Source organism: Methylocella tundrae, from assembly GCF_901905185.1.
Classification (GTDB): Bacteria; Pseudomonadota; Alphaproteobacteria; order Rhizobiales; family Beijerinckiaceae; genus Methylocapsa; species Methylocapsa tundrae.
This window is the reverse complement of sequence record NZ_CABFMQ020000080.1, coordinates 62,289-75,438: the sequence shown is the minus strand read 5'-3', so window position 1 is coordinate 75,438 and position 13,150 is coordinate 62,289. Positions and strand designations below refer to the sequence as shown.

Below are 13,150 nucleotides of genomic sequence, written 5' to 3'. Positions count from 1 at the left end.
CGCGGCGTGAGCCGGAGCTGCGCCATCCCGCTAGCTCCGCGCCGGCTAACGCCGCTCAACCCGCCCAAAAAGGCAAATCAAACCGCCAGAGCGAACTCAGGATTGGATAAAACTGGGGGCAAGGTCAGGGCAATGTCACCAGGAATGAAAACCGGTAGGGCACTTCTCGGCGGTTTTCCACGTGGCAAGTATTTTTTCTCTGCTCTACGACGGCCTGCGACGCTCGGTAGACGCTTGTTGCAACGTCCGAGTTTCTGCCTCTTCTAATCGTCCCCGACGCCGATCGCCTGTTTGAATCGGCTTTACGCCGGGGACGATCGTGGTGGCTGCCTCCCTCCAATCCGAAGGCTTTCTGCGCGGCGCGCGCATGCTGCGCAGGGCGCTGGGGCCCGCCATCGCGACCTTTCTCGACGACCCGGCGATCGTCGAAGTGATGCTCAATCCGGACGGCCGGCTTTGGGTTGATCGTCTGTCGGAGGGTCTTGCCGATACCGGCGCAATTCTGTCGCCAGCCGATGGCGAGCGCATCATTCGGCTCGTCGCGCACCATGTCGGCGCCGAGGTGCATGCCGGTTCACCGCGCGTGTCGGCCGAGTTGCCCGAGACGGGCGAGCGGTTCGAGGGGCTGTTGCCGCCTGTGGTCGCCGCCCCGGCCTTCGCGATCCGCAAGCCAGCCGTCGCTGTCTTCACACTCGACGACTATGCCGCCGCCGGCATTATGACGGCAAGCCAAGCCGACGTTCTGCGGCAGGTTGTCTCCGAGCGCCGTAACATTCTTGTCGCCGGGGGCACCTCGACCGGCAAGACGACGCTCGCCAACGCGCTGCTCGCCGAGGTGGCGAAAACCTCCGATCGCGTCGTGCTGATCGAGGATACGCGCGAGCTGCAATGCCGGGCGCCGAATCTCGTGGCGCTGCGCACCAAGGACGGCGTCGTCTCGCTGTCCGACCTCGTGCGCTCGTCGCTACGCCTGCGTCCCGACCGCATCCCGATCGGCGAAGTGCGCGGCGCGGAGGCGCTGGATCTCCTGAAAGCCTGGGGCACCGGACATCCTGGCGGCGTCGGCACCATCCATGCGGGGTCAGCGCTCGGCGCGCTGCGCCGCCTCGAACAGCTGATCCAGGAAGCCGTCGTCACTGTCCCGCGCGCGCTGATCGCCGAGACCATCGATCTCATCGCCGTGCTCGCCGGTCGCGGCTCGCAGCGTCGTCTCGCCGAGCTCGCCTTCGTCACAGGCCTTGATCCTCAATCCGCCGATTACCGCGTCGTCCCCGTCGATGAAGGCGGCGGCGCCATCCCGACAGCCGCCGTTCCTGCAGGAGAGCCGCAATGATTCCGTCCGCCATTCGCGTTCGCCGCCAATTCGCAACAATCGCCGCCTTCAGTCTCATGGCTCTGGCCCTTGCGCCTGCCGCTCATGCCGCGGGCTCGTCGATGCCCTGGGAGACGCCGCTCAACCAGATCCTCGAATCGGTGCAAGGCCCGGTCGCCAAGATCATTTCGGTCATCATCATTACTGTGACGGGCCTGACGCTCGCCTTCGGCGACACCTCAGGTGGCCTTCGCCGGCTGATCCAGATCGTCTTCGGTCTTTCCATCGCTTTCGCGGCGTCGAGCTTCTTCTTGTCGTTCTTCTCCTTCAGCGGCGGAGCGCTGGTCTGATGGAGCGAAACGAACCGATCGGCGGTTTCCTGGTCCCGGTTCATCGCGCGCTGACCGACCCGATTCTGCTCGGCGGCGCGCCGCGCGCCGTCGCTATCGCCAATGGCACGCTGGCGGCGGCCATCGCCCTCGGCCTCAGGCTGTGGGTTCCCGGAGCGATCATTTGGGCGGTCGGCCATAGCGCCGCCGTCTGGGCGGCGAAGCGCGATCCGCGCTTCGTCGAGGTGGTCCGCCGGCATCTGCGCTATCCGCCGTTTTTCCACGCGTGAGAGCGAGAGGTTTTGGAGACGCCGCCATGATGAACCTCTCCGAATATCGCAACCATACAACGGGCCTCGCAGACTTCCTGCCTTGGGCGGCGCTCGTGGAGAAAGGCGTCGTCCTCAACAAGGACGGCTCGTTTCAGCGCAGCGCGCGGTTCCGCGGTCCGGATCTCGACTCCGCCACGCCAGCTGAATTCGTCGGCGTGACGGCGCGGCTCAACAACGCGCTGCGCCGGCTCGGCTCCGGCTGGGCCATCTTCGTCGAAGCCAGTCGGGCTCCTGCGCAATATTATCCGCCGAGCCGTTTTCCGGAGCCGGCGTCGGCTCTCGTCGACCTCGAACGGCGCTACGCCTTCGAATCCGCCGGCGTCCATTTTGAGAGCCGCTATTTCCTCACCTTCCTCTGGCTGCCGCCGGCCGAAGATGTGTCGCGCGCGGAGAGCTGGCTTTATGAGGGACGCGCTCAATTTGGCGTCGACGCCTGGGAGGCGCTGCGCGGCTTCGTCGACCGGACGGATCGCGTGCTGCAGCTCGTCGAGGGCTTCGTGCCGGAAGCGGCCTGGCTCGATGACGCCGAGACGCTGACCTATCTGCATTCGACGATTTCAACCAAGCGCCAAAAAGTCCGCGTCCCTGAGACGCCCATGTATCTCGATGCGCTGCTGGCCGACGAGCCGTTGTCCGGCGGCCTGCAGCCGCGTCTCGGTTCGCATCATCTCCGCACGCTCACCGTCGTCGGCTTCCCGACCGCGACCCACCCCGGCATTCTAGATGAGCTGAACCGGCTCGCTTTTCCGTATCGCTGGTCCACCCGCGCGATCCTGCTCGACAAGACCGAGGCGGTGCGGCTGCTCACAAAAATCCGGCGACAGTGGTTCGCCAAGCGGAAGTCAGTCGCGGCGATCCTCAAAGAGGTGATGACCAATGAGGCGTCCGTGTTGGTCGATTCCGATGCGGCGAACAAGGCGGCCGACGCCGACGCGGCGCTTCAGGAATTGGGCGCAGACGATGTCGGGGAAGCCTATGTCACCGCCACGGTGACCGTGTGGGACGAAGACCCGGCCGTCGCGGCGGAAAAACTGCGCCTCGTCGAAAAGGTGATCCAAGGGCGCGATTTCACCTGCATGCCGGAGACGGTGAATGCGATCGAGGCCTGGCTCGGCTCGCTGCCGGGCCACGTCTACGCCAATGTGCGCCAGCCGCCGGTCTCGACGCTGAACCTCGCCCATCTGATCCCGCTCTCGGCGGTTTGGGCCGGGCCGGAATGGGACGAGCATTTTCAGGCGCCGCCGCTGTTCTTCGGCAAGACCGAAGGATCGACGCCGTTCCGCTTCTCGCGCATGTCGGCGATGTCGGACACACGCTGATCGTCGGCCCGACCGGCGCCGGCAAATCCGTCCTGCTGGCGCTGATGGCGATGCAGTTTCGCCGCTATGCAAGTTCGCAGCTTTTTGCCTTCGATTTCGGCGGCAGCATCCGGGCGGCGGCGCTCGCCATGAATGGCGATTGGCATGATCTCGGCGGCGGCCTGTCGGACGGCGCAGAAGACTCTGTCGCTCTTCAGCCGCTCGCGCGGATCGACGAGGCGGGTGAGCGCGCTTGGGCGGCGGACTGGATCGCGGCGATTCTGGCGAAGGAGGGCGTCGTCGTCGATCCCGCCGCCAAGGAGCATATCTGGTCGGCGCTCGCCTCGCTGGCCTCTTCACCGGTCGAGGAGCGCACCCTTACCGGTCTCGCAGTGCTGTTGCAGTCGGGAACGCTGAAGCGCGCGTTGCAACCCTATTGCGTCGGCGGTCCGTTCGGCCGGTTGCTCGACGCCGAGGTCGAGCGGCTCGGCGAGGCCAGCGTCCAGGCGTTCGAGACCGAAGGGCTGATTGGGGCAGGGGCTGCGCCCGCCGTCCTCACCTATCTCTTCCATCGCATCGAAGGGCGGCTCGACGGACGGCCGACGCTGCTCATCATCGACGAGGGCTGGCTTGTTCTCGACGATCCGGCTTTTGCGCAGCAGCTCCGCGAATGGCTGAAGACGCTGCGCAAAAAGAACGCCTCCGTCATCTTCGCCACCCAGTCGCTTTCCGACATCGATGGCAGCGCCGTCGCCCCGGCCATCGTCGAGAGCTGTCCGACGCGCATCTTCCTGCCGAACGAGCGCGCCGTTGAGCCGCAAATCACCGCCATCTATCGCCGCTTCGGCCTCAACGATCGTCAGATCGAGATCATCGCAAGGGCGACGCCGAAGCGCGACTATTACTGCCAATCCCGCCGCGGCAATCGCCTGTTCGAGCTCGGCCTCGGTCCGGTCGCGCTCGCCTTCTGCGCGGCGTCCTCCAAGGCCGATCACGCCGCCATTGAGCGCGTGATCACCGACTACGGCCGCGACGCTTTCGTCGACGCGTGGCTCGCCGATCGCGGTCTCGGTTGGGCCGCCGAGCTGATCCCCGATCTCGCCAATGTCATCCCGCACGACGTCCCGGAGGCTCAGCCATGACCAGCATTGGGTTCTTCTCGCGGCTGCCATCGACGCTCCTTGTCGCCGCGGTGCTATCTGCGCTGCTGTCGCCGCCGGTGACCCCATCCGCCTCCGCGCAGGTTGTCGTCTACGATCCGGCGAACTACGCGCAGAACCTGCTGACGGCGGCGCGCGCGCTGCAACAGATCAACAATCAGATCATTTCGCTGCAGAACCAGGCGCAGATGCTGGTTAATCAGGCGAAGAATCTCGCCAGCCTGCCGACCTCGACCCTGCAGCAGCTGCAGTCCTCGGTCCAGAGAACCCAGACGTTGCTTTCCCAGGCGCAAAACATCGCCTTCGACGTGCAGAAGGTTGAGCAGGCGTTCTCGACGACCTATGGCGCGGTCCCGGCGACGGCCTCCAGCGCCTCTCTCATCGCGGTCGCCCAGACCCGCTGGCAAACTTCCGTTGGGGCTTTCGAGGATTCGCTCAAAGTGCAGGCCGGCGTTGCCGGCAACATCAATGCAAACGGCGCCTCGATGTCGTCGCTGGTCTCGAGCAGTCAATCGGCGAGCGGGGCGCTACAGGCGGCGCAGGCCGGCAACCAGCTGCTGGCGCTGCAATCGCAGCAGCTCTCCGACCTCATCGCCGTCGTCTCCGCCAAGAGCCGCTCCGACGCGCTGGAGCAGGCGCGATCGACTGCGACCGAGTCCCAGGGCCAGCAGCAGTATCGGCTTTTTTCGGCGCGGAGCGGCTATGTCCCGTCCACGGTGACGATGTTTGGGGTCAACTGAGCATGCGCGTCGACACCATGACGCTCACTCGCCTCTCCCTCGTCGCAGCGCTCGCAGGGTTGCTCATCGCGGCGGCGACCCTCCACCGGCGTGCGGATGTGCGGGCGCCCGGAATATCCTCGGCCGCGCCGCCAGCCGACGATCTTTCGGCCGAACTTCGGCGATGCGCCGCCCTCGATCCCAAGGATGCCGAAGATCCACGCTGCCGCGCGGTCTGGGCGGAGAACCGTCGCCGCTTCTTCGGTAAATCACCGCTGCCAGTGGCGACGCCCGCGCCGCCGGCTGCTTCGGCGTCGGAAGGCGGCGCGCCATGAACAATGTTGGCGTCATCGACAGCTTCCTCAACACCTTCACGACCTACATCGATTCCGGCTTCGGCCTGCTCAAGGGCGAAGTGGCCTATCTCTCTTCAACCCTGATCGTCATCGACATCGCGCTCGCCGGCCTGTTCTGGGCCTGGGGCGCCGATGAAGACGTGCTGCACCGGCTGGTGAAAAAGACTCTCTATATCGGCTTCTTCGCCTTCCTCATCGGCAACTTCAACAAGCTCTCGGCCATTGTCTTCAACAGCTTCGCCGGTCTCGGGCTCAAGGCCGGCGGCTCGTCGATCTCGACGGCCGACTTCCTGCGCCCCGGCCGGCTCGCGGAGGTCGGGCTCGACGCCGGCCAGCCGCTGCTCGACGCCGCCAGCCAGATGATGGGCTTTGCCAGCTTCTTCGCCAATTTCGTGCAAATCGCCGTGCTGATGGTCTCCTGGCTCCTGGTGCTGATCGCTTTCTTCATCCTGGCCGTCCAGCTCTTCGTCACCCTCATCGAATTCAAGCTGACGACGCTTGCGGGCTTCGTGCTGATTCCTTTTGCGCTGTTCAACAAGACCGCTTTCCTGGCCGAGAAGGTGCTCTGCAACATCGTCGCCTCCGGCGTCAAGGTGATGGTGTTGGCCGTCATCGTCGGCATTGGCTCGGGTCTCTTCTCGCAATTCACGACGGGATATGGCGGCGGCCAGCCGACCGTCGAGCAGGCGCTGTCCGTCGTCCTCGCCGCGCTTTCCTTGCTCGGCCTCGGCATCTTCGGGCCGGGCATCGCCACCGGCCTCGTCTCCGGCGCGCCCCAGCTTGGCGCCGGCGCCGCGGTCGGGACGGGAATCGCCGTCGCTGGGGTCGCGATGGGGGCAGGCGCCGCGCTCGGTGGCGGCGGAGCTGCGCTTGCTGGCGCGGGGCGTCTAACAGCTGCGGCGGCCCGCGGCGGCGCGTTCGCGGCCGGAGCGGCGTCTACCTCTTATGGTCTCGCCTCCCTCGGGCAGGGCGGCGCGGCGGGCGTCGCGTCCGGCCTCACCGGCGTCGGCAGGGCGGTCGGCGCCGCCGCCGCGGCGCCGATCCGGCGCGCCGCATCGCGGGCAGCTGACGCCGTGAAGGGGAGTTTCGAGTCCGGCGCCAGGTCGGGCTTCGCCGCGACCGGCGGCTCATCGACCATGGGGGCGGTCGAGAGCCACGCGGCGGCGGCCGAGGCCTCCTATGCCGCCTCCGGATCGACGACGGCGACATCGTCGCCGCCTGCCTGGTCGTCCGACCTCAAGCGCAGCCAGACCGTCCGTCATGGCGTCTCGACGGCCGCCCACGCCGTGCGCGCGGGCGACAGCCCTGGCGGCGGCCATTCCGTCGATCTGTCCGAAAAGGAGCCCTGATGTTCAAGCGACCGTCGGTGCGCTATGGCCGCACGCCCGAACCCGAAACGCCCTATCAGAAAGCCGCGCAGGTCTGGGACGAGCGCATCGGCTCGGCCCGAGTCCAGGCCAGGAACTGGCGGCTGATGGCGTTTGGTTCGCTTTTCCTGTCGGCGGGCCTGGCCTTCGGCCTCGTCTGGCAATCGGCCACCGGGACGATCGTCCCCTGGGTGGTGCAGGTCGACAAGCTTGGCGAGGCGCAGGCGATCGCGCCGGCCGAGGTCGACTACACGCCAGGGGATCCGCAAATCGCCTGGCACCTTGCCCGCTTCATCGAAGAGGTGCGTTCGATCGCGGCCGATCCGATCATCGTGCGGCGGAACTGGCTGCGCGCCTATGACTTCACCACAGCGAGCGGCGCGATGGCGCTCAACGACTACGCCCGCGCCGACGATCCTTTCGCCAAAATTGGCAAGCAACAGATCGCCGTCGACGTCTCGAGCGTGATCCGCGCCTCGCCCGACAGCTTTCGCGTCGCCTGGACTCAGCGCCGCTATCAGGACGGCGCGCTCGCCGAGACATCCCGTTGGACCGCCATTCTGACCATCGCGATCCAGCCGCCACGCGATGCCGAACGGCTGCGCCAAAATCCGCTCGGAATCTACATCAACGCCATCAACTGGTCGAAGGAGCTCGGCTGATGACTTTACCGCTTTCCCGCAACGCTTGCTCTCCGGCTCCCCGTCGGCGCCGAGAGCGTCTCCTTCACTGGGCTCCTCGCCGCGCGTCTCGTGCAAGGGGCTGCCGCCGGTGTGTGCGCAATTCTGCCGCTCGCGATTATCCGCGATGTGTTCGAGGGCGGAGCCGCGCGCCGGCGCCTGTCCCACGTAGCGGCCCTTCTGGGTGTTACCCCGCTGATTGCTCCGACGATCGGGTCGTGGCTCCTGGCGGTTGGAAGCTGGCGCACAATCTATGCCGCGCAAGCGGCTGTGGGTTTCGCTATGGCCTTGTGCGCCTGGATAGGCTTTCACGACACGCTTCCACCCGATCGGCGCCCGCCGATCAAGCGCCGCAGTATGCTGCACGGCTATGCAGACGTGCTCTCGAGCGTTTCCTTCCGCACGTTCGCCCTGATCTATGCACTGAGCTTCGCTTGCGCGTTCAGCTTCATCTCAGGCGCGCCTTCGGTCCTCATTCAAACGCTTGGCTTGTCGCATATCGAATTCGCACTTTTTTTTGCCGCCGCCGCTGTCTGGTTCCTGGTGGGCTCGCTGATTAGCGCTCGACTCAGCGGCGAGAAGTGCGGCCCCCAGACTCTCATGCAGACTGGCCTCGCGATTATGATCTTTGGCTCTGGGATCGGCCTCGCAGCGGCGGCGGCGGGGAAGATCCACGTCTTCACGCTGCTGCCGGCTGCTGCACTGGCGGTGTTCGGGTTCGGCTTGGTCGGAGCGATGGCGACGCATGATGCGCTGCAGGACCTGCCGCAAGCAGCAGGCGCCGCGGCTGGGGCGTTGCGATGCGGCCAAATGACTGCCGGCGCAGCTGTGAGCGCGTTACTGAGCGGCTCGTGGACAACCGGTCCCCCGTTGCCATGACGGGGACAATGACGATCGTCGCCGTGGCCGCGATGGGCGTCTACCTCCTACGGGGCCGCACCACGACGTGATCTTCGGCTCCCCAGCGCGTCGCCGGTTGTTTGACGCGACGAAGGTGAGGCTCGTCGCGCGCTCGTCTTCCCTTCTACCTGTCCTCCACCCTGTCGCCTCGTGAGAATCCGATCGACGCCCGACCCGGGAGCAAACGGGCAACTCCTCCGACCGCCGTCGCTTGGAGAAAGCGCCGCATGTGCAGAGTTTCGGCCGATGTTAGCGCAGGACCTTCTTGATTTCGGCCTGGACCCTGACGAGCGCGGGAAGATAGAGCGCGACAAGGCTCCCCGCGTCGTTTCCAATCGCGGGCACGCCGATGTTCAGCGCCGCAACCGTAGCGCCCCGCGAATTGAGGAGAGGCACGGCGATGGAGCGCAGGCCCATCTCCACCTCCTGATCGATTGCGGCGTAACCTTCCTCGCGTGCGCGGCCGATCTTCGCCATAACAGCGTCGGGATCGGTGAGCGTCAGCGAGGTCCGCGCCGCAATCGGCCGGATCGAAAGCCGCCGCCGCACTTCGGCTTCCGGCAGCGCGGCGAGCAGCACCCTCCCCATCGAGGTGCAATAGGCGGGCAAGCGCGAGCCGGGCATCAACGAGATCGACATCACCTTTCGCCGCGCCGCGCGCGCGATATAAACGATTTCATCCTCATCGAGGATCGAGACCGAGGCGCTTTCTTCAAGCTCTTCGGAGAGCCCGTCGAGCCAGGGCTGCACGAACTGCGGCAGGGGCATGGCTGCGAGGCAGGCCGTGCCGAGCCTCAGCACGCGCGGCGTCAACGTAAAGAATTTCCCGTCGTAGTCGGCATAGCCAAGCTCGGCGAGCGTCAGGAGGCAGCGCCGCGCCGTGGCCCGATCGAGGCCGCTCGCTCCGGAGACTTCCGCAATGGACTGCCGCGGGCGATCTGCCGTGAAAGTCTCGATGACGGCGAGCCCCTTGGCGAGCCCTCCCATCGTGTCGCGCTGGTTGACCATTGCCGCCTCGTTTGTGCGATATACGAACAAAAATTATATAACGCACAAATTCCATTGCTGTCGACAGGGGCTTTCCATAGTCTGCGCAAGAAAATTCACTCGAGAAGGTTGGAACGGGGCGATGGGACATCCATGAACAAGACGATCACAACGCTTGCCGCGGCGGTGGCGGACATTGCCGATGGCGCAACCGTCATGGTCGGCGGCTTTGGCGGCTCCGGCGCGCCGATCGAACTCATCCACGCGCTGATCGACCGGTTCGTGCGAACGGGTGGTCCGAAGGACCTCACCATCGTCAACAACAATGCTGGCAACGGCCATGTCGGCCTTGCCGCGATGATCGAAGCCGGCATGGTGAAGAAGCTGATCTGCTCCTTCCCGCGCTCCGCCGATCCGCGCGTGTTCACAGAGAAGTATCTGGCGGGCGAGATCGTGCTGGAACTGGTCCCGCAGGGTACGCTCGCCGAGCGCATCAGGGCCGGCGGCGCCGGCATTCCGGCGTTCTACACGCCGACCTCCTATGGCACTGAGCTCGCCAAGGGAAAACGGGTCGCCGAATTCGACGGCCGCCCTTATGTGCAGGAGCGCTGGCTCAAAGCGGACTTTGCGCTGGTGAAGGCGCATGTCGGTGATCCGCACGGCAACCTGACCTACAACAAGGTGGCCCGCAATTTCAATCCGTTGATGTGCATGGCGGCGCGGGAAACCATCGCGCAGGTCTCGAAGATCGCGCCGCTCGGCGGCATCGATCCCGAGCATGTCGTCACGCCGGGCATCTTCGTCAGGAAAGTGGTCGAAGTCCCCGAACCGCAGCAGGAAGAACTGCTCAACCGAGCCGGAGCGAGTTATCCATGACGTCATCCGCCACTGACAACGTCAAGCTGTCCAACGCGCAGATCGCCTGGCGCGCGGCGCAGGACATCGCCGACGGCGCCTATGTCAATCTCGGCATCGGCTTTCCCGAAATGGTCGCGCGCTATCAACCGCCGGGGCGCGAGACGATCTTCCATACGGAGAACGGCGTTCTCGATTTCGGCGAGGCGCCTCCCGAGGGACTGGAAGACTGGGACCTCATCAACGCCGGCAAGAAGGCGGTGACGTTGAAGCCGGGTTCGGCCTTTTTCCATCATGCCGACAGCTTCGCCATGGTGCGCGGCGGCCATCTCGACGTCGCAATCCTCGGCGCCTACGAGGTGGCGCAAAATGGCGATCTCGCCAATTGGAGCGTCGGCGCCAAGGGCGTGCCGGCCGTGGGCGGCGCCATGGATCTCGTCCATGGCGCAAAGCGCGTCGCGATCATTACCGAGCATGTCGCAAAGACCGGGAAGCCGAAGCTTGTCGAGCACTGTTCGCTGCCTCTGACGGGCGTCGGCTGCGTGACGCGGGTCTATTCGAGCCTCGCCGTCATCGACATCGAAAGCGGCCGCTTCGTGCTGCGCGAGAAGCTGGCGTCCATCCCGTTCGACAGGCTGCAATCGCTCACGGGAGCTGAGCTCGTGATCGACGGGCCGGTCGCCGATCTGATCGCGCCGGAGCTCTAGAGAGCGTCCGAAAACGCTTCAACGGCCCCGATCCCCTCATGGTGAGGAGCGCCCGAAAGGGTGCATCTCGAACCACGACGGCGTCGTTAGCGAATCCTTCTCCCGGCCGCCCTCGTCCTTCGAGACGCGTGCTTCGCACGCTCCTCACAATGAGGGCTACGTGATTGCACTGGGAAGGGGGCTCCGAACAGTTTCTCAGGAGATTTGCGATGCGAGAGGTTTTCATCTGCGACTATATACGCACGCCCATCGGCCGGTTCGGCGGTGCCCTCGCCCCGGTGCGAGCCGATGATCTCGGCGCCATTCCGCTGAAGGCGCTGACGGCGCGCAATCCGAAGGTCGACTGGGAGGCGGTCGACGACGTAATCTTCGGCTGCGCCAATCAGGCCGGCGAGGACAACCGCAATGTCGCGCGCATGTCCCTGCTTCTGGCGGGCCTGCCGTTCGGCGTCACGGGCACGACGATCAACAGGCTGTGCGGCTCGGGGATGGATGCGGTGATCACAGGCGCGCGCGCCATCAAGGCGGGCGAAGCAGAGCTTGTAATCGCGGGCGGGGTTGAGTCGATGTCGCGCGCGCCCTTCGTCATTCCAAAGGCCGAGGCCGCCTTCTCGCGCCATTCAGAAATTCACGACACGACTATTGGCTGGCGCTTCGTGAACCCGCTGCTCAAAGCGCAATATAGCGTGGATTCGATGCCAGAGACCGGCGAGAACGTCGCCGAGGATTTTGGCGTTAGCCGCGCGGATCAGGACGCTTTCGCCTTGCGCTCTCAGACCAAGGCCGCGGCCGCGCAGGAGAGCGGCCGGCTTGCGAAAGAGATCACGCCAGTGACGATCCCGCAGCGCAAGGGCGAACCGCTCATCGTGGCGCGCGACGAACATCCCCGCGCGACGACGCTCGAGGCGCTGGCAAAGCTGCCGACCCCTTTTCGCAAGGGTGGTACGGTGACGGCCGGCAACGCGTCGGGCGTCAACGACGGCGCCGCCACACTCATCCTTGCCGACGAGGCGAGCGCGGCGAAATATGGGCTTTCTCCCATCGCCCGCGTGCTGGGCGGGGCAACGGCCGGCGTGCCGCCGCGGATTATGGGCATGGGTCCGGCGCCGGCATCGAAGAAGCTGATGATGCGGCTGGGGCTGACGCAGGTGGATTTCGATGTGATCGAGCTCAACGAGGCCTTGCCTCTCAGGGCCTCGCCGTTCTGCGCGATCTCGGCGTCGCCGAGGACGATCCGCGTGTCAATCCGAATGGCGGCGCCATTGCCCTTGGCCATCCGCTCGGCATGTCAGGCGCGCGCATCACCGGCGCGGCGGCGCTAGAGCTGAAGATCGGCGGCGGCAGGCGCTCGCTTTCGACCATGTGCATCGGCGTCGGGCAGGGCGTAGCGATCGCGCTGGAGCGAGTCTGAGGACGGGCGCGTCGCTTCATTTTCTGACGCTTCTGATGCCGCCCGTCATGCAGCCGCTTCAAGTTCGGCCGGCTTTCGTCCAGGTACATGGACCTCAGCCTCCTGGATATGGTGAACGCCATCGACTGTCGGCGCCAAGCGGTCGCCGAACTGCCAGCGCGAATGGGCTGCGAGGAAGTGGAGCTTCCAACCTACGCCAGATTTCGCCCTCAATCTGCTTACACAGTGCTTACATTGAGAGGCATCGGAGACAATGTAAGCAGAAGCGACCCCGAAGGGCCGCTTTTATCGCTTTGATTTCCTTGAGAGAAATTGGAGCGGGCGAAGGGATTCGAACCCTCGACCCCAACCTTGGCAAGGTTCCTGGACGTCATGCCACGCGGGAGGCGGCCAAAGCATGGAGCGATTCCGGCTTCAGGTGCGTGTAGCGTTTCAGCATTTTCCAGTCCTTGTGTCCGGTCACAAGCGCGACTTGCTCGATCGTGAAGCCAGCCTCGAACAATCGGCTCGTTCCTTCGTGGCGCAAGTCATGAAAGTGAAGATCTTCGATGTTGAGCTCCACGCAGCCTCGACGAAAAGCCGTGCCAACTGATTTTCCATTATACGGAAAAATGCGATCGCATTCGTTGCTGCGCCGATTGCGCTGCTCGTCGATAATTTCCCATGCGTCATAGCCAGCAGCGGCGAACAGCGGAATGCGCTGGTGATTGCCCTTCTTGTTGCGGATCCTTCCGGTC

General features: G+C 65.2%; 11 protein-coding genes and 3 pseudogenes. 12 read left to right on the top strand and 2 right to left on the bottom strand.

The window, feature by feature from the left end:
• Positions 1 to 367 precede the first annotated feature (367 nt).
• The 9 genes and pseudogenes from trbB to MPC4_RS10645 form a co-directional block, all read left to right on the top strand.
• Positions 368 to 1,333 (top strand): P-type conjugative transfer ATPase TrbB, encoded by a 966-nt coding sequence (trbB, locus tag MPC4_RS10685; RefSeq protein ID WP_174512517.1) that lies wholly within the window; start codon positions 368 to 370, stop codon positions 1,331 to 1,333.
• Positions 1,330 to 1,662 carry a TrbC/VirB2 family type IV secretion system protein gene (locus tag MPC4_RS10680; protein ID WP_174512509.1) on the top strand — a complete coding sequence of 111 codons (333 nt, stop codon included), beginning with the start codon at positions 1,330 to 1,332 and terminating at the stop codon, positions 1,660 to 1,662. Before trbB ends, MPC4_RS10680 begins: the two co-directional genes overlap by 4 nt.
• Entirely contained in the window at positions 1,662 to 1,931 is a 270-nt protein-coding gene (locus MPC4_RS10675; RefSeq protein ID WP_174512508.1) for a VirB3 family type IV secretion system protein, read from the top strand. Before MPC4_RS10680 ends, MPC4_RS10675 begins: the two co-directional genes overlap by 1 nt.
• A gap of 26 nt (positions 1,932 to 1,957) precedes the next feature.
• A pseudogene (gene trbE, locus MPC4_RS10670) lies at positions 1,958 to 4,413 on the top strand (conjugal transfer protein TrbE).
• Positions 4,410 to 5,171, top strand: a complete 762-nt coding sequence (gene trbJ / locus MPC4_RS10665; protein ID WP_174512507.1) for a P-type conjugative transfer protein TrbJ — start codon at positions 4,410 to 4,412, stop codon at positions 5,169 to 5,171. The pseudogene trbE and the gene trbJ overlap by 4 nt, the downstream one beginning before the upstream one ends.
• Before the next feature lie 2 nt (positions 5,172 to 5,173).
• Entirely contained in the window at positions 5,174 to 5,485 is a 312-nt protein-coding gene (gene trbK-alt, locus MPC4_RS10660; protein ID WP_244628950.1) for a putative entry exclusion protein TrbK-alt, read from the top strand.
• Positions 5,482 to 6,855, top strand: coding sequence for a P-type conjugative transfer protein TrbL (gene trbL / locus MPC4_RS10655; protein WP_174512506.1), 1,374 nt, complete (start codon positions 5,482 to 5,484; stop codon positions 6,853 to 6,855). Before trbK-alt ends, trbL begins: the two co-directional genes overlap by 4 nt.
• Positions 6,855 to 7,535 (top strand): conjugal transfer protein TrbF, encoded by a 681-nt coding sequence (gene trbF, locus MPC4_RS10650; protein WP_174512505.1) that lies wholly within the window; start codon positions 6,855 to 6,857, stop codon positions 7,533 to 7,535. The genes trbL and trbF overlap by 1 nt, the downstream gene beginning before the upstream one ends.
• Positions 7,536 to 7,604: 69 nt before the next feature.
• A pseudogene (locus MPC4_RS10645) lies at positions 7,605 to 8,432 on the top strand (MFS transporter); the annotation flags it as partial.
• A 270-nt stretch (positions 8,433 to 8,702) separates the two neighbouring features.
• On the opposite strand, the gene MPC4_RS10640 reads toward MPC4_RS10645, so the two are convergent.
• Positions 8,703 to 9,461: an IclR family transcriptional regulator domain-containing protein gene (locus MPC4_RS10640; RefSeq protein ID WP_174512503.1), complete on the bottom strand. Its 759-nt coding sequence runs from the start codon at positions 9,459 to 9,461 to the stop codon at positions 8,703 to 8,705.
• 132 nt (positions 9,462 to 9,593) lie between these two features.
• On the opposite strand from MPC4_RS10640, the gene MPC4_RS10635 reads away from it, so the two are divergent.
• The 3 genes and pseudogenes from MPC4_RS10635 to pcaF all read left to right on the top strand — a co-directional run bounded on the left by MPC4_RS10635 (position 9,594) and on the right by pcaF (position 12,413).
• A complete protein-coding gene (locus MPC4_RS10635) occupies positions 9,594 to 10,316 on the top strand; it encodes a 3-oxoacid CoA-transferase subunit A (protein ID WP_174512502.1) in 723 nt (240 codons plus the stop codon).
• A complete protein-coding gene (locus tag MPC4_RS10630) occupies positions 10,313 to 11,002 on the top strand; it encodes a 3-oxoacid CoA-transferase subunit B (RefSeq protein WP_174512501.1) in 690 nt (229 codons plus the stop codon). Before MPC4_RS10635 ends, MPC4_RS10630 begins: the two co-directional genes overlap by 4 nt.
• A gap of 209 nt (positions 11,003 to 11,211) precedes the next feature.
• A pseudogene (pcaF, locus tag MPC4_RS10625) lies at positions 11,212 to 12,413 on the top strand (3-oxoadipyl-CoA thiolase).
• 370 nt (positions 12,414 to 12,783) lie between these two features.
• Here pcaF and MPC4_RS21225 read toward each other — a convergent pair.
• Positions 12,784 to 13,140 (bottom strand): tyrosine-type recombinase/integrase, encoded by a 357-nt coding sequence (locus tag MPC4_RS21225; RefSeq protein WP_280514785.1) that lies wholly within the window; start codon positions 13,138 to 13,140, stop codon positions 12,784 to 12,786.
• Positions 13,141 to 13,150 lie beyond the last annotated feature (10 nt).

Excerpts from the sequence above, each read along its gene's own strand:
- MPC4_RS10675 (WP_174512508.1), top strand. The coding sequence starts at position 1,662 with ATGGAGCGAAACGAACCGATCGGCGGTTTCCTGGTCCCGGTTCATCGC.
- trbJ (WP_174512507.1), top strand. The coding sequence starts at position 4,410 with ATGACCAGCATTGGGTTCTTCTCGCGGCTGCCATCGACGCTCCTTGTC.
- trbL (WP_174512506.1), top strand. The coding sequence starts at position 5,482 with ATGAACAATGTTGGCGTCATCGACAGCTTCCTCAACACCTTCACGACC.
- MPC4_RS10640 (WP_174512503.1), bottom strand. The coding sequence starts at position 9,461 with ATGGTCAACCAGCGCGACACGATGGGAGGGCTCGCCAAGGGGCTCGCC.
- MPC4_RS10680 (WP_174512509.1), top strand. The coding sequence starts at position 1,330 with ATGATTCCGTCCGCCATTCGCGTTCGCCGCCAATTCGCAACAATCGCC.
- MPC4_RS10635 (WP_174512502.1), top strand. The coding sequence starts at position 9,594 with ATGAACAAGACGATCACAACGCTTGCCGCGGCGGTGGCGGACATTGCC.
- trbB (WP_174512517.1), top strand. The coding sequence starts at position 368 with ATGCTGCGCAGGGCGCTGGGGCCCGCCATCGCGACCTTTCTCGACGAC.
- trbF (WP_174512505.1), top strand. The coding sequence starts at position 6,855 with ATGTTCAAGCGACCGTCGGTGCGCTATGGCCGCACGCCCGAACCCGAA.
- trbK-alt (WP_244628950.1), top strand. The coding sequence starts at position 5,174 with ATGCGCGTCGACACCATGACGCTCACTCGCCTCTCCCTCGTCGCAGCG.
- MPC4_RS10630 (WP_174512501.1), top strand. The coding sequence starts at position 10,313 with ATGACGTCATCCGCCACTGACAACGTCAAGCTGTCCAACGCGCAGATC.